The sequence below is a fragment of the Aureispira sp. CCB-E genome (genome assembly GCF_031326345.1).
In the GTDB taxonomy this organism is placed as follows: Bacteria; Bacteroidota; Bacteroidia; order Chitinophagales; family Saprospiraceae; genus Aureispira.
Window position 1 is genome coordinate 3422368 of record NZ_CP133671.1, and the last position, 21653, is coordinate 3444020.

At 36.0% G+C, this 21653-nt stretch carries 17 protein-coding genes; 15 read left to right on the forward strand and 2 right to left on the reverse strand.

The features are described 5' to 3' along the window. The first annotated feature begins 123 nt into the window (after positions 1-123). Positions 124-2961, forward strand: coding sequence for a carboxypeptidase-like regulatory domain-containing protein (locus tag QP953_RS13250; protein WP_052598293.1), 2838 nt, complete (start codon positions 124-126; stop codon positions 2959-2961). A 140-nt stretch (positions 2962-3101) separates the two neighbouring features. Next, positions 3102-5741: a DUF5689 domain-containing protein gene (locus QP953_RS13255; RefSeq protein WP_309555393.1), complete on the forward strand. Its 2640-nt coding sequence runs from the start codon at positions 3102-3104 to the stop codon at positions 5739-5741. A 63-nt stretch (positions 5742-5804) separates the two neighbouring features. Here QP953_RS13255 and QP953_RS13260 read toward each other — a convergent pair whose 3' ends face one another. Next, positions 5805-7472: a hypothetical protein gene (locus QP953_RS13260; RefSeq protein WP_309555394.1), complete on the reverse strand. Its 1668-nt coding sequence runs from the start codon at positions 7470-7472 to the stop codon at positions 5805-5807. 282 nt (positions 7473-7754) lie between these two features. Between QP953_RS13260 and QP953_RS13265 the strand changes: the two genes are divergently transcribed. From QP953_RS13265 to QP953_RS13275, 3 genes are all read left to right on the forward strand, one after another. Beyond that, complete coding sequence (locus tag QP953_RS13265) at positions 7755-9161, forward strand: FAD-dependent oxidoreductase (protein ID WP_309555396.1); 1407 nt, start codon at positions 7755-7757, stop codon at positions 9159-9161. Positions 9162-9442: 281 nt separating this feature from the next. After that, positions 9443-10642, forward strand: coding sequence for an ankyrin repeat domain-containing protein (locus QP953_RS13270; protein WP_052598298.1), 1200 nt, complete (start codon positions 9443-9445; stop codon positions 10640-10642). A 23-nt stretch (positions 10643-10665) separates the two neighbouring features. Then, a complete protein-coding gene (locus tag QP953_RS13275) occupies positions 10666-11622 on the forward strand; it encodes an EamA family transporter (protein WP_052598299.1) in 957 nt (318 codons plus the stop codon). Positions 11623-11682: 60 nt separating this feature from the next. Here the strand turns inward: QP953_RS13275 and QP953_RS13280 are convergent, their stop codons facing one another. After that, positions 11683-12000 carry a hypothetical protein gene (locus QP953_RS13280; RefSeq protein WP_052598300.1) on the reverse strand — a complete coding sequence of 106 codons (318 nt, stop codon included), beginning with the start codon at positions 11998-12000 and terminating at the stop codon, positions 11683-11685. Positions 12001-12245: 245 nt separating this feature from the next. Here QP953_RS13280 and QP953_RS13285 point away from each other — a divergent pair, with 245 nt between their 5' ends. The 10 genes from QP953_RS13285 to QP953_RS13330 all read left to right on the forward strand — a co-directional run bounded on the left by QP953_RS13285 (position 12246) and on the right by QP953_RS13330 (position 21587). Next, positions 12246-13103, forward strand: coding sequence for a hydroxymethylglutaryl-CoA lyase (locus QP953_RS13285; protein WP_052598301.1), 858 nt, complete (start codon positions 12246-12248; stop codon positions 13101-13103). A gap of 386 nt (positions 13104-13489) precedes the next feature. Continuing rightward, positions 13490-14101, forward strand: coding sequence for a hypothetical protein (locus QP953_RS13290; protein WP_309555397.1), 612 nt, complete (start codon positions 13490-13492; stop codon positions 14099-14101). After that, positions 14095-14940, forward strand: coding sequence for a DUF3822 family protein (locus tag QP953_RS13295; RefSeq protein ID WP_309555399.1), 846 nt, complete (start codon positions 14095-14097; stop codon positions 14938-14940). The genes QP953_RS13290 and QP953_RS13295 overlap by 7 nt, the downstream gene beginning before the upstream one ends. After that, on the forward strand, positions 14931-15479 hold the full coding sequence (locus QP953_RS13300) for an RsmD family RNA methyltransferase (protein WP_052598304.1): 549 nt from the start codon (positions 14931-14933) through the stop codon (positions 15477-15479). Before QP953_RS13295 ends, QP953_RS13300 begins: the two co-directional genes overlap by 10 nt. A gap of 66 nt (positions 15480-15545) precedes the next feature. Next, positions 15546-16619: a cytochrome c biogenesis protein gene (locus QP953_RS13305; RefSeq protein ID WP_052598305.1), complete on the forward strand. Its 1074-nt coding sequence runs from the start codon at positions 15546-15548 to the stop codon at positions 16617-16619. 189 nt (positions 16620-16808) lie between these two features. Beyond that, positions 16809-17021, forward strand: coding sequence for a CcmD family protein (locus tag QP953_RS13310; protein WP_052598306.1), 213 nt, complete (start codon positions 16809-16811; stop codon positions 17019-17021). A 104-nt stretch (positions 17022-17125) separates the two neighbouring features. Continuing rightward, complete coding sequence (locus QP953_RS13315; RefSeq protein ID WP_052598307.1) at positions 17126-18535, forward strand: Glu/Leu/Phe/Val dehydrogenase; 1410 nt, start codon at positions 17126-17128, stop codon at positions 18533-18535. A 243-nt stretch (positions 18536-18778) separates the two neighbouring features. Beyond that, a complete protein-coding gene (locus tag QP953_RS13320; RefSeq protein ID WP_408913535.1) occupies positions 18779-19681 on the forward strand; it encodes a 3-hydroxybutyryl-CoA dehydrogenase in 903 nt (300 codons plus the stop codon). Positions 19682-19983: 302 nt separating this feature from the next. Continuing rightward, on the forward strand, positions 19984-20832 hold the full coding sequence (locus QP953_RS13325; RefSeq protein ID WP_052598309.1) for a sterol desaturase family protein: 849 nt from the start codon (positions 19984-19986) through the stop codon (positions 20830-20832). 329 nt (positions 20833-21161) lie between these two features. Further along, the gene (locus QP953_RS13330; protein WP_052598313.1) at positions 21162-21587 is read left to right on the forward strand and encodes a hypothetical protein; all 426 of its coding nucleotides are present in this window, start codon (positions 21162-21164) and stop codon (positions 21585-21587) included. The last annotated feature ends 66 nt before the right edge of the window (positions 21588-21653 follow it).

The window sequence follows — 21653 nt, forward strand, 5'->3', positions numbered from 1 at the left end:
GAGTTTTATTCCTTCCTTATTTGTAACTTGCAGCCTCAAATTAGAACAGAACAACCCAATGAAATTAGGGCAAGCAGGAAGATGGCAATTTTTCTGTGGATTGATTAAAACAAAAACTAAGATATGCAGCATTGTTTAAAAAGTATGTTTGTACTCTTGCTGAGTTTTTCAGCATGTTTGATGTACGGGCAAGGATCTGTAAAAGGAGTTATGCAAGACGCCGGCAACAAAGGTAAATTAGCCGGGGTTTTGGTCGAGATTCAAGGCACAGATTTTTATGCTCAAACAAATTCCTCAGGAATGTTTGAAATTACCGCCATACCTTATGGCGAATACACCATTCAATTTAGTGCAGAAGGCTACGGCTTGGAGACTAAAACTATTAAAATTACGGATGGTGTTTTGGATTTAGGGGTTGTGAACTTGGATAATATTGGAGCTGAAAACCCAGCAGCAGAAGATATTATTCCTACCATTATGTTATCCGATGAGCAAATCGAAAATGGTGCAGGTGGAACACAGTCGATTTCTGGTGTTCTGAATGCCAACAATGACGTGCTTTCTTCTAAAGTAGCATTTGCTTGGGGGGCTGCTCGATTTAGACTACGAGGCTATGGTTCAGAGAATACCACTGTATTTATGAATAATATTCCTATGAACGACCTAGAATCTGGTCGTCCTACTTGGTGGTCTTGGTCTGGGCTAAACGACGTTATGCGCAATCGTTCGTCTTCTCTAGGTTTGGCTGCAACAGCCTACACACTAGGAGATATCGGTGGAGCTTCGTCTTTAGATAGCCGTGCAGGAAGTCAACGTAAAGGACTAACTTTTACCTATTCTTATGCCAACCGTTCTTACAATCATCGTGCAATGTTGACGTACAATACAGGGCTTTTGCCAAGTGGTTGGGCGTTTTCTGCCTCTGGTTCTTGGCGTTATTCTGAGAATGGTGCCTTTATAAAAGGAGCTTCTTACAATGCTGCTTCTTACTTCTTGTCAGTAGAAAAACGATTCAAAAAACATTCTTTCTCCTTTACAGCTATGGGAGCTCCTTCTGTGAGAGGAAAGGGGAGTCCAGCTACACAAGAAATGTTTAGTTTAGCGAACAGCCATTATTACAACCCCAACTGGGGCTATCAAACAAGTGGCGTAACTGGCAAAAAACAGATTAGAAACTCTAGAATGACAGACTCTCATCAACCTTTGTTTATTCTAACGCACGAAGCGCAGTTGAGTGAGAAACTAAAGCTTACAACTGCCGCTAGTTACCAATTTGGCAAGTATGGTAGTACGGCATTAGATTGGTATGATGCGCAGGATCCTCGTCCTCAGTATTATAGAAATTTGCCTTCTTATATTGAAGATCCTATTCAAAGCCGCTTAGCTTCAGATTTGTATGTTCAAAACGAAGCCGCTCGCCAAGTAAATTGGGATAGAATGTTTGAGGTAAATAGAAACTCTTATGATTTTGTTGCCGATGCTAACGGAGTACAAGGGGATACCGTATGGGGCAATCGTGCTCGCTATGTAGTAGAAGAGCGTCGTTACGATAGTCAAAAAGCCAATTTCAATATGATTTTGAATGCTAATGCAGCAAAATTCTTAAATATCGACGCAGGATTGACTTACCAGTTTTATAATAGCAAGAATTTCAAAGTGTTGGAAGATTTGTTAGGAGCCGATTTTTATGTTGATATCAATCGTTTTGTAGAGCGTGACTCGGCAGCTGTTGGAAATACATCTGCTTCGCAAAATGACTTGGCTAACCCAAATCGAATTTTAAAAGAAGGAGATGTGTTTGGTTATAATTACGAAGCATTTATCCATAAAGCATCGGCTTGGGCTCAATTGAACTTTACATTCAACAAGTTGGACTTCTTTGTGGGGGGACAAGGAAATTATACCACATTTTGGCGTAAAGGAAATGTTCAAAATGGACAATTTCCAGATAACTCTTTAGGAAAGTCAGAAGAGCAACAGTTCTTTAATTATACAGTAAAAGGTGGGGTAACGTACAAAATTGATGGACGTAATTATTTATATGCCAACGGTTCATACCAAACTAAGGCACCTTATTTCCGTTATGCTTATGTAGCACCTCGTACAAGAGATCAAGTAACAGATAGTTTGAGAAGTTCTAGCAACTACTCTGTAGAAGGTGGATATATTTTAAAAGCACCTCGATTTAAAGCTAAGGTGACAGGTTATTATACGAAGTTCCAAAATGAATTTTTTCAACGTAGTTTCTACTTGGATAGAAGTGGTTCGCCAGCAGGAATTGGAGGAAACTTTGTGAATTATGTCATGACAGGGATCGAAAAGCAACATGCAGGAATCGAGTTAGCGGGAGAAGTTAATTTGAATGGAAATGTTACGTTAAGTGCAGCAGCAGCAATAGGAGAGTATATTTATACTTCTAGACCAAAAGCTACTTTATACTTAGATAATGATCCTACTATAGCTAGAGGAACGCAAACTATTTATTTGAAAAACTTTTATGTTCCGAATACGCCACAGATGGCTTTTAATGTAGGCGTATGGTGGCGTGCACCTAAATTCTGGTCGTTTAGCTTTAACTTTAGCTATACTCATGCCACTTACTCGGATATGAACTTTGATAGACGTACTATTCAAGCTGTTTCGAATACAGGATTGGCACCAGAATATGTACAAGATGCTGTACAACCAGGTTCTGACTTGTGGAAAAGCATTCTTTATCAGGAGCAATTACCAGGCAACTTTATGGCTGATATTTACATTCGTAAATCATGGAAAGTTAAAAACTTTTATGTCATATTGGGAGCTGGCGTTAGTAATATCTTGAATAATACAAATATGAGAACAAGTGGATTTGAGCAGTTCCGATTTGATTATGAAGGGAAGAATGTAGACCGTTTCCCAAATACTTATTACTATGCTTATGGTACAAACTTTATGATTAGTTTGACCTTTAGAATGTAAAATTTTAATTTAAAAACAACCATTATTTCATATAATGTATTCAATGGGGTATTTGATTATTATGAATAGTCCATTGAATACAAAGTGGTCGATAAAAACCACGAAGTATCATTAACTTATAATTATATAATAATAGCCTTATGAAAGCTAGATATTTTAATTTTTCCTCTTTTTTACTATTAGTAACATTATTGGTATTTAGTGCCTGTAAAAAAGAGTTTGATGAGCCCCCAATTAGCGAGTTGCCAAACTTGACGGCAAATGCTACTATTGCTGATGTGATCGCATTGGCATCAACTTCGCCTGTCGCTTTAGGGAACCAAATATTAGAAGCAACTGTAATTGCTGATGATAAATCAGGAAATTTCTACAAGCAATTGGTGATACAAGATTCTACAGCTGGTATTCGCATTGATATTGATGCTTTTAGTATTTACAATGATTTTCCAATTGGTCGCAAAGTATGGATCAAGTGTCAGGGCTTATTTGTTTGGCAAGACGGAGATGTGGTTGCTTTGATTGGAAGTAGCAATACGAACAATTCTAGAATTCCACAATCAACTTACCGCCAATTTATTATAGGTGGAGCGTACAATCAACCTATGACACCTAAAGTGAAAACGTTGGCAACATTGACTTCAGCAGACTACAACACGTTGATTCAGTTGGATAATGTAGAGTTTGCAGACTGTTTTGCAGGAAGTTCTTATGCTTATGCCTCAACTCAAGAAAGCAAAAACGCAGATTTGACAGAGTGTGCTTCAGGAGGAACTGTTATTGTTAGAAATAGTGGTTTTGCTGATTTTGCAAACGAATTGATGCCAACAGGAAATGGTTCTATCATTGCTGTATTCAATTCTTTTAATGGTACTTCTCAATTGTTTATTCGCAATCCTAATGATGTTAGCAGCATGACTGGTACACGTTGTGTTTCATTGGCAAACTATACTAGCGTTAGCATCCAAGATTTAAGAGGTCAATTTTCAGGTGCTCCAGCAACCGCTACAGGAAAAATTAGAGGTATTGTAATTTCTGATCCTAATACAGGACAGTGGCAAAGCCGTAATATGGTGATTCAAGAGCCAAATGGTTCTGGTATTACAGTACGTTTTGATGATGATCATAGTTTTGCGTTGGGAGATTACGTAGAAGTGAAAGTAGGAGGAGCAACACTAGAAGAGTTTAATGGCTTGTTGCAAGTTAATAATTTACCATTGTGTCGTGCTACTGCATTGCCAAACCCTGGAGGACTTGTGATTAATCCACGTGTCGCAACTGTAGCTGATATTACTGCTAATGCCACAGCATGGGAATCTACTTTGATACAAGTACAAAATGCGAACCTAAACGGAGGAACCACTTATGGTGATTTTGGAATCATGTTGAATGATGCGACAGGTTCTATTGGCTTGTTTAGTGGTTTTGCTAATTTTGCAAGTGCTCCAATCCCAACAGGAACAGGTACTGTGACGGCTGTTGTAGGTGATTATAATGGTACACAACTAAATATTCGTAACCTTTCAGACGTGAACATCTCTGGTGGCGGAGGTGGAGGTGGTGGTGGCACCACGCTTAACCAAATTACAATTCAAGATGCTCGTAACTTATTTACAGGAACAGCGGTAACAGCACCTGATACTACCAAAATCGTTGGAGTAGTAATTTCTGATTTAGTTGGTGGCAACTGGGTAGATCGTAACATGGTTATCCAAGAGCCAAATGGTGCTGGTATTACAGTGCGTTTTGATGCTGCACACAATTTTAATCTAGGAGATGAGGTAGAGGTTATTATTTCTCAATTAACAATCGAAGAATTTAACGGTTTATTGCAAGTAAATGGTGTGCCAAATGCTAATGCAACAGTATTGTCAACAGGAAATTCAATCACACCACGTGTCGCAACTGTAGCTGATATTACTGCTAATGCCACAGCATGGGAATCTACTTTAGTACAAGTAATGAATGCTAATCTAAATGGTGGATCTACATATGGTGATTTTGGAATTATGCTAAATGATGCAACAGGTTCTATCTCTATGTTTAGTGCCTTTTCTAATTTTGCAAGCACTGCTATTCCAACAGGAACAGGAGATGTGACAGGTGTTGTAGGAGATTATAATGGAACACAAATTAATATTCGTAACACGTCAGATGTTAATATCTCTGGTGGCGGAGGCGGAGGTCCAACCAACTTCATTACAATAGGCGCTGCACGTGCTTTGTTTACAGGAAGTTCAACAACGGCACCTGCAACTACTTCTATTGCTGGTATCGTAATTTCTGATAAAGACAATCAAAATATCACAGGAAGAAACTTAGTATTGCAACAAACAGGCGGTGTAGGTATTGTTGTTCGTTTTGATGCCAATAATACAACTTTTGCTTTGGGAGATAGTATTACTGTCGATATTTCAGGGGCTACAATTTCTGAGTTTAATGGTTTGTTGCAAGTTAGCAATATACCAAATGGTAATGGTGCTGTTGTTTCTAGTGGTAACTCTATTACTCCAAGAGTAGCAACCGTAGCAGATGTTTTGGCAAACGCAGAAAATTGGGAATCTACACTAGTTGTTATTAACAGTGCTACGATTTCTGGAGCTTCTACTTACTCTGGAACAACTACTGTGACAGATGCAACAGGAAGTATTGATATGTATACTCGTTCTGGGGCTACTTTCTCTACGAATAGTGTTCCTGCTGGTAATGTTAATATTACTGCAATTGTATCTCAATTTACAGGTTATCAGATTAACATTCGTAATGCGACAGACGTACAATAAAAAGAAACCTTAATTGGTTCAAACTATATTAAAGGTAGCCACTTGACCATATGTGTTGAGTGGCTATTTTCTATTCCTTAGATTTATTAAAAAATTTTTGTACAACTTTCTTGGGTTATATTCTTCTGTAGGTGCCTTTGTCTGAATGTATTGTTGCCAAATTTTATAGGTGTATTCAGTACTAAAGTTATTGACATAGGGCGTAAGTTGATCCATGTAAACCTTCAAATCTGTTTCCCAAATATTTAGTTGACCATTAGCCGTACCTGTTACCAAATAGTGTCCATTGGGACTAAAGGCAACCGAAGTTACCCAGTCGGTGTAATTATCCAATACAATAGGATCAAAGTTAGGATTTAGATAAGGATATAGTGTTTCTTGATTCCCGTACTGTTTAGATGGGTTGATGCTCCATAACGTTGCTGTTTTATCCAGACTGCCGACAGCCAACCTCGTACCATCAGCATTAAATTCAACATCAGATATGTAGGCTTTGTGGTGCAAAATCTTCTTAGGTAGATAGGTCGAATCTGATTTAGCTCTGTTGATGTCCCAAATCATTAAGGAACCATCTTGATACCCCGCAGCAAGAAGCGTTTTTTGTGGGTTAAAAGCAATAGCTGTAACACGTTTTCTATTTTTAGGAATTTTTAACAAAAACTCACGATGAAACTGCTCTAAATTCCAAATCCATATAGTCGCAGAATCACCTGCCCCTGCCAAATATTTTCCATCGGTAGATAGGTCCCAAGAAGTTAAACGGTAGGGGATGCTGTCGATGGTCTGTGTAGTTGTATTGGTGCTGTTTTGATAACGTACAATGGTCTCACGAGTCATATTCCCTTCAGCTATAACAATTCCCTTTTTATTAGATACATACTTTACTGCCCAGATACGATGTCCTTTGGGAATTGCTAATTGGGAATAGGTTTTGCCAGAAATAGCATTGGTCGTTAAAATTTTATGACCATCACCAGCACTGATTAATTCTTTTCCATTCGAACTAATATCCAAGGTTCTTGAAATTGTAGGGTTGATCGCAAGTACTTGAGGTTTGTTCATCGTATCATAACGGGCACTCTTATTTTTATAAGTATTTAATTCCCATTTTAATAACAATCCATCCGAACTAAGTGTATACATTATTTGATTGCTGCTGTCTATTTTTATCATTCGAATTCGTCCAAGGCGAGTAAACCCTTTAGGTGTTTGATTGAGCACATTGAAATTAGGATTATCTTGGTAGACTGTTTCTAGTCGAAGTAATGCTTTGTAAACAGCTTCATATACAAAGGGATCGTTCTTTGTGTTTGGATAGGTAGTGCTCAAAAAATGGGCTTCTTTGGCTAATAGTGCTTGGATGTCTTCATTGTCCACCTTCATAGATTGAATTGCCATAGATTGGGCTAAAGACAACCCTTTGATTGTAAGATTATTTTTTTGTTTAGAAAGCTCCTGTTGTTGTAACTTTATCTTAGTCGTTAGGCTACTTGCTGTTTCACTAGGATGAAATTTGCTTTCATTCAATCTTTTTTGTTCTTGTTCTAGTAGTTCTTTTTGTTGGTAATAATTATAAAGGTCATAAAGATAGAGCTCAGGAGAAGTGTGACAGGAGCAAGGAGTTGGGCTATCAGCTAGTATTGCAAGTGCTTGAGCTTTGTTTTTTAATGCTATTAAATTGCTGTCTTGTAATGCTGTCCAAGGCTGTTGACCCCATATCGTTGTAGCCATGAAAAAAGCTATGCATAAGGTTATAAATGGCATAATCAAAAAATTAGGAAAACTGTTGAGTGATTTAGAGTATAAATATAAAGAAAATAGACTGATTTTGTGGAGTTTAGATTTTAAAGGAGGAGGTCTGTATCAAATTTTTTATAAATTAACAATAGAAATGGTAGAAAAGAGATCGTCTGATTGTATCCAACTTCGATCTTTCTTTAAACAATTTGGATCTCCCATAAGTTATTAATAAACAGCCCTTGTCTATTATCGAAATTTATAAAAAAACGAACTATGATCAAAGTCAAAATGTATGGAGCCGACTGGTGTCCTGATTGCCGTCGTGCAAAAAGTTATTTGGAGAAACACCAGATAGAATATGAGTTTATTGATGTAGATATGAATGCAGATGCTACGGCTACGGTAGAAAAAATTAATAATGGGAAACGCATCATTCCTACTATTATTGTCGATGAAAAAAGCTATACGAATCCTAGTAACTCAATGCTTGCTTGTGTCTTAGGAATAAACCCCAAAGGACGTATCTTTTTCTATGGAGCCGATTGGTGTCCTGATTGTCGTCGTGCAAAAGGCTATTTGCAAAGCAACGGAATCAATTATCTTTTTATTGACATTGATGCACACGATTGGGCTGTGCAAAAAGTGGAAGAAATCAACGATGGTAAGCGAATTATTCCTACGCTCATTTTTAATGGAAGAACATATACGAACCCCAGCAATGTAACGTTGAGGGATGTATTAGAAATAGACAAAGAGAAAAAAGACAAAATTTATGATACCATTATCATAGGGGGCGGTGCCGCAGGACTTACGGCTTCCATTTATGCTCAAAGAGATCGTTTTGATACGTTAATTTTAGAAAAAAAGAATATAGGAGGCAATGCTTTTTTGACAGAGAAAATTGAAAATTATCCAGGATTTAAGGATATCTCTGGTCCCGATTTGATGGATCGAATGGAAGATCAAGCGGAAACGTATGGTGCTGATATTAGAACAGGAGAGGAGGTGACGACAATTGACAAAAAGGGCAACATTTTTCATGTGACCACAGAAATGGGGGAATATTCAGGAAAGACAATTGTACTGGCAACAGGATCGACGTATCGAAAATTGGGAATTCCCAACGAAAGTGCGTTGATAGGTTCGGGAGTGCATTTTTGTGCTACTTGTGATGGGGCGTTTTATCGAGGGAAGGAGATTATTGTTATTGGTGGAGGAAACTCGGCTTTAGAAGAAGGTATTTTTTTAGCTAAATTTTGCAAGAAAGTAACCATCGTTAACCGTTCAGAAGAATTTTCGGCTTCCAAAACGTATACAGACAAATTGTCTTCGATGGATAATGTGGTAGCGCTAAAAAATAAAACTTCGGTTGCTTTTGAAAAAACAGAGGATGGTTTGTTTAAAGGTTTAATCATAAAAGATAATAAAACCGAAGAAGAAGAATTGATTGAAGCCGCAGGTGCTTTTATTTTTATTGGTCTAATTCCTAACACAGATAATTTCAAAAACTTGGTGGATATGAATGAAGAAGGCTTTGTTTTGACAAAGAATTTGGGAGAAACATCTGTCAAGGGCATTTTTGCGGCAGGGGATTGTCGAGAAGGTGCCATTGCACAAGTCGCCGCTGCGACAGGCGAGGGCGTTTTGGCAAGTTATGGTGTTCGAGACTTTTTGAAATAATAATGTATTATCATTTTACAATAGTTCGTTGAAACCACGCAGTAGCAATGAAGTTGAATTTTGATCTTGATAGTCAGTAAGTTGTGAATTTGTTTTTTGCGTTAAAATTTTAATTATCAACTGCGCAGCACTCATGCAATACCACGAAGTAGCAGCGTAGCTAACTACTAATTTTAAGAAATAATCAATTATATAGCTGTCTAAATTTACTTAGATGGCTATTTTTATTGTTGATTAAAAAATGCTCTCAAACTATAAAACAAGGAGCTAAAAAACCATCAATGAAACGAAAAATGAAAAAAGCAATTGAATTAATCGAAAGAGGAACCATTACCGAATTTAAAACAGCATTTGATAACCCAAAGGATATGATGAATCTGCTGGTAACGGATAGTTTGGGATTGTTTAAAGGAACCTTACTGCATTATGCGGTTAATTATAGAAAATTGTCTTTTGTCAAATATTTTGTCCAACTAGGAGCTGATATAGAATCTACATTAGGGACGGGACACAGCCCATTGTATGAAGCAATCTTATCTAGATCAACAACAATTGCTCAATATTTAATTGATGCAGGAGCCGACAAGCATACCACCAATCAGCAGGGCGAAAATTTATTTTATGCCATTGTTCAAATGCGGTATGGCGACCGTTCTACAACTAAAGTAAAGTTATTATCTTTTTTAATTGGTTTGGGGTTAGACATCAATGAAAAAAATGAAGGAGGACGAACTATCTTATTTGAATTAGTAAAGTGGGACGAACCCAAAGTCTTGAATTGTTTGCTATGTCATGGGGCTGATGTGAATATCCAAGATAAATATGGTTATACAGCTATGCATGTTGCTGCTGCAAAAGATTGCGTCCAAATTTGTCGATTATTGTTGAAGGCAGGAGGTGCTCTCAATCAGGAAAATCACTATGGTTGGACGCCACTAGATATGGCAGTTGTGTGTGACTCTAAATCTACAATAGAATTTTTAGGAGGAGAAAAAGCGGTGCTGTCTGTTAATAATATAGGTTTAGAAATCTTGCGGCATATCCTTTCTAAAAAGGAACATCAAATAGTACCTCTATTGTCAAAATTAGACGACCCTAATTTGTATGATTACAATCAATTATCTTTGTTAAATAGGTTGGTTAGAGAAGAAGCCGTGGTTGTAGTGAAAGAATTCTTAAAGAAAAACGATGTTGAGTTGGAAGGAGCACTAAATATGGCTTGTTTCAAAGGGAATTATTTGTTAGTCAAACTTTTGTTAAATTATGGAGCAAATCCCAATCAATCAAATAAAAATGGGTCTCCACTTTATAACTTATTGATGTTTTCTAAGCTGGATGATAACCTATTAAATATCGTTCAATTACTGTTAGACAATGGCTTAGCTTATGACCCTACAGAAACAAATTTTAGAGGAAATATACTAGACTTAATCCTACAGAAAAAAAGTACAGAATTAAATACAATGTTGGAAATATTATAAATACCTTTGGGGCAAAAAAGACAATGAATCTGGAAAAATTGCGTTCCGATCGCTATTTAATCCCCATCGCTTATTTTTGCATTTATTTTATTTGGGGATCTACTTATTTGGCAACCGATTGGGCTTTTCAATCCTTTCCGCCCTTTTTTATGACTGCTATTCGATTTATAACAGCAGGATTGATATTGTTATCAATCAGTTATCAAGGCGTAAAGACAGCGACGGTCAAACAACTTAAAAATGCCGCTTTTTTTGGCATTCTGATTTTGGGCATAGGGTCAGGAGGAACCATGTGGTCTGTTTTGTATTTGGATACAGGAATGGCTTCTTTAATTGTAGGCTGCGAACCTTTGTTGTTGGTTTTACTATCTTGGCTTTTGGTTGGTCAGCGGGCTAGTTTTCAGAAGTTATTAGGGGTTGGATTGGGAATGATTGGTATGTATATTTTGGTTAGCCAAGAGACAATAACAACAAATCCAGATGCTTACAAAGGAATTATTGCTATTTCTATCGCCATTGTAAGTTGGACAATTGGTTCTATTTATATTAAGCAGATGGACATGCCTGAATCAAAAGTTGCGAATACCGCCATTCAAATGCTGGCAGCAGGCTTTGTACTATTTATGGTGAGCACGGTTTTGCAAGAAGATTTAACGACAATTCCAGCACGGTTTACATGGAAATCATTTTTTTCATTATTATACCTTCTGTTTTTTGGTTCTATCATCGCTTATTCTGCGTTCAACTATTTGTTGTTAAAAGACGACCCTAGAAAGGTTGCTACAGTAACTTATATCAATCCGATTATAGCTTTGGCATTAGGGGCGTATTTGAATGATGAGGTGATTACAACCCAATCTGCTTGGGCCGCAACCATTTTGATTTTGGGGGTTGTTTTTATAATTCGAGAAGATAAAGTTGTCACTGCTGCTAGACAGGTGGAAGTATTGGATTCTGATATATCGGACTTAAAAAGCTAGAAATGTTTTCTGCCTCATAGAAAGTAGGTATTACTTATTGCTATGAGGCAGAAGATAAAGTTACTGGTATTTTGTACCATCAAAATATTCATCGTAGGCATCTGGATTGTGATGCGCTAAAATAACAACGGCTATTCCGCCAAAAACTAAACCCAATTTGAATAGAAAAGAACCAAGAATTCCCATGCTTTCTATCCACACTAGAAACCCTATTTTTAGACCTACAGAGTTAACAATGAGACAAAGTGCTCCTGTAAAAAACATTAAACAACCAATAAAGGTCCATAAGGTTTTTAAATTAGGGTTCTTTTCAACAGTTGTTGTCGTAAGGTATATTGTTATGGCTAATATAAAAAAGCCAACAAGTTGCATAATCATCTAGTTGTAATTTTATTTTTCTTCTTGTAATGCAAGTCATTTATCTTTGCTATTGTTAATGCAAAGATAAGGGATTATTTGCAAACAATTGCCCATCTATTTAGTATTTTAAACTTTAGCTTTATCTTTGTGACTCCAAAATAAGTAGAATGCTTGCTTATTAAACAAATTAGACGAAAACAGTTGATAAAGGACAATATTCTACCTTAGAATATTGTATAGAAGTCCTAAGGAATATAAACATTATGGTAAAAATAGTGGAATGCCCCAGAGATGCTATGCAAGGTATCAAAGAATTTTTTATTGATACAGAAGTTAAAGCTCAGTACATCAACAAACTACTAAAAGTTGGTTTTGATACCATTGATTTTGGTAGTTTTGTGTCGCCCAAAGCCATCCCCCAAATGAGAGATACTGCAAAGGTTTTGAGTCAACTAGAATTGGATACAACCAATAGTAAGTTACTAGCAATTGTTGCGAATGAAAGAGGAACACAAGATGCCTGTCAATTTGATGAAATTACTTATTTAGGTTATCCATTCTCAATATCAGAAACCTTTCAATTACGAAATACAAATGCCACAATTGATCAATCTTTAAAGCGTTTAGGAAATATTCAAGAGTTGACACAAAAATACAACAAACAATTGGTCGTTTATGTGTCTATGGGATTTGGTAACCCTTATGGCGATGTATGGAATGTTGATATTGTTCAAAAATGGGTCGATTTGTTAGCTGATATGGGCATTAAAATTTTGTCCTTGTCGGATACCATTGGGGTTGCTAATAGAGAAACAATTGAGTACTTGTTTAGCAATTTAATTCCCCCTTATCCTGATGTTGAGTTTGGAGCGCATTTCCATACTCGTCCTGATGAATGGGAAGAAAAAATAGATGCTGCATTTAAGAATGGCTGCCGCCGATTTGACGGAGCTATTAAAGGATATGGTGGTTGTCCTATGGCAAAAGATGATTTGACAGGAAATATGCCTACCGAAAAAATGTTGAGCTATTTTCCTAAAAAAGGAGCGGAGTTAAATCTAAATATGGATATTTTTGCAGAAGCTATGGGAATGACACACTTGGTCTTTCCTGAGCATTAATCCAAAATGTAATATCGTTAAACAGGAGCTTTTAACCTTTGTCGAAAAAAATAAATTCCAACACACCAAAAGAAGAGTAGAAGTGCATCTTCATAGATAAAAGGGAATTATTTTTTGCGACTTGTTCAAAAATTGGATATTAATGTTGTTTTTTTTCAATAAAAAATAAGTATTATTGCAATCAAAGAGTAAGAACAGCATTTTCTCTTTGCAAGAGAAAAAAATAAGTTGTTAGAAATTGCTAGCCGTATTTTGAAATTTGTTTTCAACAAACAATAGTTAGCTATATTGCTTTGATTATGTATAAATACGTCGTCATAAATATATTTACGTATACTTGCCTTCAATAGGTAAATGAAAAACAAACTATTAACAACATACTACAAATGAAAATTGCACTGAATATTTTGTTGACATTAGCTGCTATTGGATTAATTTACTTATTGGTAGAGTCCATTCGCAAGCCAATTAATTTTACAGAAACAAGAGAGTTAAGAGAAGAACTCGTTCGCGAACGATTGACTCAAGCGGCTGAGCTTCAAAAAATTTACAAATCATTGCGTGGTAAATATGCAGATAGTTACGATTCTTTGAGATACGTATTGACACACGATACTTTCTTGGTAGATAAAGTGATTGGAGACGAATACGATACAACACAAACTATTCAAAGAGTTCAAGTAAAACTTCCTGCAAAAGATTCTTTGTTGTCTTTTATCAAAAAGACAAAACCAGAAATGTCTGTCGACGAGTTTTTTAAATTTGTAAGCACAGTACCATTTTCTGAAGGGAAAAAGTTTTATATCAAAACAGGAGAAGCAATCGTAGAAGGAACAGATTCTATGATGACCTCTACCTTTGAAGTAGGGACAACTATAGGCACTTACATGCAAGAATTTGATTCTGCAAGTCATGTAATTTATGATCCAGAGTACAACCCAAATAGATTGAGAAAAGTAGGGGATTTGTACAAACCATCAACAAACGGTAATTGGTAGATATAATATACAATATATTTGAAGACGATTTTAATAAATCGTTGACGCATACTTATAACCTATCCGTCCTTATGGGCACGGATAGGTTGTCTTATTTAATCAGTAATGAACAAAACCAAGTTGTTGCGCTTCGATCGTATCAGCTTTCTGGTTTGCCTCATGAATCGCCACTCAAACAAGTTTTAATAGAAGATAGCATTCTTCGAGCCAAGTTCAAAACGGTTCGAGTTGGTTTGTTTGCCCCCAAGTTCTCATTGATACCTTTGTCTTTGTTTAGCGAAGAAGAAGCTAGTGTATACTTGCAACAAACAACTACCTTGAATAAGTCTGATCAGGTGTTTTTTGATTTGGTAGAGAGTCTGAAAGCAGCCAATGTTTATGCCTTTGCAATACCTTATATCCAAGACTTCAAAGAACATTTTTCAGAGGTGAACTTTTGTCATGTATCTACTGGTTTAATTAATAATTTTATTAATAATTTTGATAGCAGTAGCTCTAAAAATATTTTTCTGAATATTTATGATCATTATGTTATGATTACGGTAATTGAAAATAACAAATTACTTTTTCATAATATTTTTTCTTTTAAAGCTTCGCCAGATTGCTTGTACTACATTTTGTTAGTTTACAAACAATTAGGCTTGATGCCAGATCGACATCCTTTGTATATCGTAGGTGAATTGGTAGCGGATTCAGAAATTCATAAATTGCTATACAAATACATAAAAACGATACATTTTGTGAATCGTCCTAATTTTTATGTTTTTGGAGAGAAGCTTCAGGCGAGTTTTGCTCAGAATTTTTTCTTTGATTTGTACAGTCTTAAATTATGCGAATAGTTAGTGGCTTTTTGAAAGGTCGTCGATTTGACTTGCCTAGTTCCAAATGGAAAACACGTCCAACAACCGATTATGCTAAAGAAAGTTTGTTTAATATTTTGTCTAATTGGATAACATTGGACGGCATACAAGTATTGGATCTGTTTGCAGGAACGGGGAATATGTCGTATGAATTTGCATCAAGAGGAGCTAGTTACATTTGTTGTGTTGACAAATTTTCGGCTTGCGCCCGATATATCCAAGAACATGCAAAGCTATTCAAAATAGAGGATGTCTTAGAGGTTAGAAAACAAGATGTTTTTCAATTTTTGGGCAAACACCGCAAAAAATACGATATTATTTTTGCAGATCCTCCTTATGACTCACCCAAGTTTCAACTGTTAGCGAATATAATTTTTGAACAAGAATTGTTAAATGAGAATGGATTGTTAATTATCGAACATGATTCTCGTCAAAATTTTGCAAATCATCCCAAATTTGTAGAACTTCGCCAATACGGACAATCCTACTTTAGTTTTTTGTCGAATGAAGAGGCATAAAGAAGGTTTTTAGCCGAATACTTTGCATATTTGTATGGTATTAATTAAAAGTAGTTGAAGAGAAGCATGAAGAATATATACAAAATATTGGGAGTCATTTTAGTAAGTTATAGTCTCCTTGCTGGTATGCTAATTCCTTTGGGAACAGGAATTATTAATGTTTCACCAAGAGTTGCTCAAGGAGGAGAACCTTTAGATCTGAAAATAAAAGGATACAATGCCAACTTTTTGAAAGACAAAGGTAATTATGAAGCTCGTATTCGCCTCAATCCCAAGTTGGCAATTTGTGCCAAGAATATAACGGTTAAAAACAACCAAGAATTAGAGTTGTCGTTTGATCTACCTTTAGGAAAATTACCAATCCAAACCCTAACAGAGAATGGTAAAAAATCTAGCTTTCCATTGTTGGAGGTATCTGGAAAAAACAACGGTTACAGTTCACTAGAGTCTGCTGTTTACATCAAAGATAGCTTGGTTGAAAATACCATACAAGATTTTTGTGATGTCGTTCCTTTTGCGCAGACAGAAGAAGAACAAATCAGTTTTCCTTTCTTAAATATTTTAGAAGAAACCATCCGCAATTTATTCTATCATGTGCCAATGTGGTTTGCCATGATGTTATTAATGCTAATATCTGTCGTTTATAGCATTTTGTATCTGGCAAGACCAGAAATAGAACGATATGATATTCAAGCAACTTCCTTTGCTGCTGTTGGGGTACTTTTCGGAGTGATTGGAATTTTGACAGGCGCATTGTGGGCAAAACATACTTGGGGAGCTTATTGGTCGTTTGACGTTAAACAAAACACTTCTGCAGTTGCTTTGTTAATCTATTTAGCGTACTTCGTATTGAGAAGCTCTTTTGATGATATGGATAAACGTGCTAGAGTAGCGGCTATTTATAATATCTTTGCTTTTGCAACTTTAATTCCGTTGCTTTACATTGTTCCTAGAATGGTAGATAGTTTACACCCAGGAATGGGAGGAAATCCAGCCTTTAGTAAATTGGATTTAGACAATACCATGCGAATGGTGTTTTACCCAGCGGTGTTGGGGTGGATGATGATGGGAATTTGGATTTCTAATCTAGGTGGGAGAATCGAACGATTGATGCGAATAAAACTAGAATTAGAGGAGTAATTTTATGCCTTTGTGGCTAATAATAAGATATTTAATTATTTGATTGTATTTTGTTGGTAATTAGGTTGTTGTGGGTTTTGGGGAGGCGAGTCAGAAGTTTATCTAATTTAAAGTCCTACTAATTGCTCAAAATATAATTTGGAAAAATTCTTTTTTTTTAAAAAAAACACCATTTTTAGGTCTATATTAATGAAGCAAATTATTAACATATTAATACTCAGTTTAATACCTGTTTGTGTATCTGCTCAAACAACAACTGGAAATGACTTTTTTAGTAATATTGGGAAAATATACGTAACTGTAGGTGTTATCCTCATTTTATTCGTAGGAATTGTTGCATTTTTAGTTCGTTTAGAACGAAAAGTAGCAAGCCTAGAACAAGATATGGGAATAGAAGAATAAGTAAAAATAGGAGTGTGTATTTTGAATAAACTACTTAATCATTTAGAACTACACACTTCTTAAAAATAACTAACCGTTTATAATAACTTTAACCAAAAAAAACTATGTCAGATTATAGCTTTTTTGAAGGAGTCGAGAAAAATTTTGATAAAGCAGCCAAACATACAGATTTGTCTAGTGGATTGCTTGAGCAAATTAAAGGTTGTAACGCCGTTTTCCGCATGAATTTTCCTGTTAAAATAGGAGATTCGGTAGAAGTAATTGAAGCATACCGTGTACAACACTCGAACCATAGATCTCCTACTAAAGGAGGAATTCGCTACAGCACGGGAGTGAATCAAGACGAAGTAATGGCTTTAGCTGCTTTGATGACCTATAAATGTGCCGTTGTAGACGTACCATTTGGTGGTGCAAAAGGAGGGGTTAAAATCAATGCAAAAGATTATACAGAAGAACAATTAGAACAAATCACTCGCCGTTATGCTGCTGAGTTGGTTCGCAAAAATTTTATCGGTCCAGGTATGGATGTTCCTGCTCCTGATTATGGAACAGGACCTCGTGAAATGGCTTGGATTATGGATACATATGCTGCCTTAAATCCTGGTGAAATTGATGCTGCTGGATGTGTTACTGGTAAGCCTGTTTCTCAAAATGGTATCGCAGGTCGTACTGAGGCAACAGGTCGTGGTGTTTACTACGCTGTTCGTGAAGCTTGTAACTACGAAGAAGATATGGCTGCTCTAGGTTTGACAACGGGGCTAGCTGGAAAAACAATGGTTATCCAAGGTTTGGGAAATGTAGGTTCTTATACAGGAATGATTTCTCAAGACGAAGGTAATGTTAAAATTATTGGTGTTGCTGAATACGAAGGTTCAATTTATAATAAGGATGGAATCGATATTCATGCTTTATTGGACTTTAGAAAACAAACTGGATCTATCATTGGATTCCCTGGTACAACAACTTTAGAAAATAGAGGGGATGCTTTGGAATTAGAATGTGATATCTTGGTTCCTGCAGCTTTAGAAAATCAAATTAACGAAGACAATGCTGATAGAATTAAAGCTAAAATCATTGTAGAAGCAGCAAATGGTCCTGTTACGCCAGAAGCAGAAGAAGTATTGTTGGACAAAGGATGTTTGATTATTCCTGATATGTACGCCAATGCAGGTGGGGTAACTGTATCTTATTTTGAGTGGTTGAAAAACCTTTCTCACATGCGTTTTGGTCGTATGCAAAAACGTTTTGAAAGCAATCGTTACGAATTGTTGGTTGACTTGGTCTTGAAAATGACTGGAAAGGAGTTGAGTGACAACGAGCGTAAATTGTTGACATTTGGTGCCGATGAGGTAGACTTAGTTCGCTCTGGACTAGAGGAAACAATGATTACTGCTTATAATGGTATCCGTGATACTTTGAAAAGAAAATACATCAAAGATTTACGTACTGCTGCATTTGTTTATGCTATCGAAAAAATCGGAAGCGATTATACTGCATTGGGTATTTGGCCTTAAGATTTTAATAAAAATATGTTTTACAAAGCCTGTTTCTTTTTTAGAAATAGGCTTTTGTTTTATGAGCTCAATGTGATGAAATTTATAGAGAGAATGTTCGTGGCTTACTAGCTACTCATTGATACTAACCTGCGACTTTTACCCAGAAGGAATACCACTAGAAATGATGAATTTTGAATCTACTTCTGTATCTTTGTGTCATTGTTGAACATTGAAGAATAACTCACTTTTAAATCTAAAATGATGAAAAATATTGTTGTAATAGGTGCGGGAACGATGGGAAATGGAATCGCACACGTTTTTGCCATGCATGATTATGCTGTATCTTTAGTAGATATTTCAGAAGCTGCACTAGAAAGAGCGTTGGCTACTATTTCGAAGAACTTGGACCGAATGGTTAAAAAAGAAAAAATATCCGAAGAAGATAAGGCGGCAACTCTATCAAATATTACAACTTCAACAAACCTAGATGAAGCTGCTGCATCAGCAGACTTAATCGTAGAAGCAGCAACGGAGAATATTGACTTAAAGTTGAAAATATTTAGACAAATTGATGCTGCTGCTCCTGCCAATGCGATTTTAGCAACCAATACATCTTCTATTTCAATTACTAAAATAGCTGCTGAAACTAGCCGTCCCGATAAGGTGATTGGCATGCACTTTATGAATCCTGTGCCTGTGATGAAATTGGTAGAAGTAATTCGTGGTTATGCTACTTCAGATGAAGTAACAGAAACCATTATGGCAATGTCAAAAAATTTAGGAAAAATCCCTACAGAGGTAAACGATTACCCTGGATTTATTGCGAATCGAATTTTGATGCCTATGATTAATGAGGCAATTTACTCGTTATACGAAAGTGTGGCAGGAGTGGAAGAAATTGATACGGTTATGAAACTAGGAATGGCGCACCCTATGGGACCATTGCAATTAGCCGATTTTATAGGTTTGGATGTATGCTTGTCTATTTTAAACGTTTTACATGACGGCTTTGGCAACCCTAAGTATGCTCCATGTCCATTGTTGGTAAATATGGTGACAGCAGGTTATTTGGGACGCAAAACAGGGGAAGGTTTCTACAAATATGAAAAAGGGAGCAAGGAATTGGTTGTTTCTTCAAGATTTCAAAAGAAGCAATTGGTTTAATCGCTTGAGATGACGGCAATAACTCAAGGCAAATATATACACGCAAGAGAAACATAAATTATAGACATACAATAATAGAAAGTCATTCTAGGAGCCATTCTTAGAATGGCTTTTTTTTGTAGAGCTAAGTTATATTTATCAATAGTTAGCAGCGTAGCTAACTACTAATTTATGTAATAATCAAAAAATCACGAAGTATTAAACCTTAAAATAGCATTTTTATTAAAAATCTAACTAGCAACTTATTATATTAGTTCTAGAAGAATCCCTCCAAAATCAATCAATTAAAAAACAGGAATTTTATGGATGCTATTGTAGACTACTTTTCTAGGTTGGAACACCTTCCCCTACACCGAGCAGGTTATTTGTTTGGAGGTTTATTTATCTTTTTTTTAATAGAAAACACACTTCCACTATTCAAAGCGTCTTACAACAAGACCAAACACACAGGGTTGAATATCTTTTTTACAATGACAACGATTGTCATTAATTTTGCTATGGCATTTATTTTAGCTTGGGCAGCTCTTTTTGTTGAGACAAATAATTTTGGAATTTTAAATTGGATCGGAGCCTCTATTTTTGTCTCTATGACACTTGGTTTGTTACTAATGGATTTTATAGGTGCTTGGTTGGCGCATTATATTGAACACCATGTAACATGGATGTGGCAGTTTCACGTTATTCATCATACCGACCAAAATGTAGATACGACAACAGGCAATCGACATCATCCAGGAGAAAGCGTCATTCGATTCTTATTTACCACAGCAGCAGTTTTAATTGTTGGTGCGCCAATTTGGTTGGTGTTTTTATACCAAACATTGTCAGTCATTCTAACGCAATTCAATCATGCTAATGTCAAAATGCCATCTTGGCTAGATACGGCATTAAGGTTAGTGTTTTGTACGCCCAATATGCATCGAGTACACCACCATTACCGTCAACCTTATTCAGATTCTAATTATGGTAATATCTTTTCGTTTTGGGATCGAATTTTTGGAACATATGTAGTCGTTGATAATTCTAAATTGATTTATGGGGTAGATACTTATATGGATAAAGAAGTTACCGAAGATGTCGTAGCCTTGCTCAAAATTCCTTTTCAAGGACATCGGAAACATATAGAATACGATGATGAAGAGGTATTGTAACGAATCATTAATAAAGATATTGAATAGGTTGTAAGAAATTGCAGCCTATTTTTATTTGTAGTAGAATGCAGTAAGTATTATTTTGAAAATCAAGATTGTACTTGCTGGATTATCTAAAGGACAATGGTACAGAAAAAATAAAAATGTAATTAATTTAGTGATTTTGAAACATTGTGATCGTTATTTGAGTATATAGGGAGGTTTTAATATTGGAGTTATTGGCTCTAATAATTTGTTAAAACCAAACATAGTAATACAGCTAGTTTTTACGACTAATTACTTAATACTGGTTACAATTACAATACTAGTAATAACATCAAACACACCACATGGAAATCCATTACTCTATCAAGCAATTGGGAAAAAAACACCCCATCATTGATAAAGCCACGCTTTCAATAGAACTTCTCGAAACAAAAACTACCTTTCGTTCCTTGTTAACAGCAATTGTCCAGCAACAGGTACGAGCTTATAACCTTCAAAAAACAACTCCTATTGTTCTCAACATTTTGAGTACGAAACAACTTAATCAAGCTAGCCAAGAAGGGAAAATTAGTTTTGGTGACACTGAAAATACAACGATTGCTCAAGAGGAAGCAGCTATAAAAACTGCTTTAGAAGCTTTTGAAGATGGTTTATTCGCTGTATTTCTAAATGATGATCCCATTGAGTCATTAGAGCAAATCGTAGAACTCAACCAAGACAGTGTTTTTACGTTTATTCGCCTGACATTCTTAGCGGGGAGCATTTGGTAAACCTTTATTCAATTATAAGCAGCAACAATCATTCAGAAAAAAATTATACAATTACGCAATATGAGC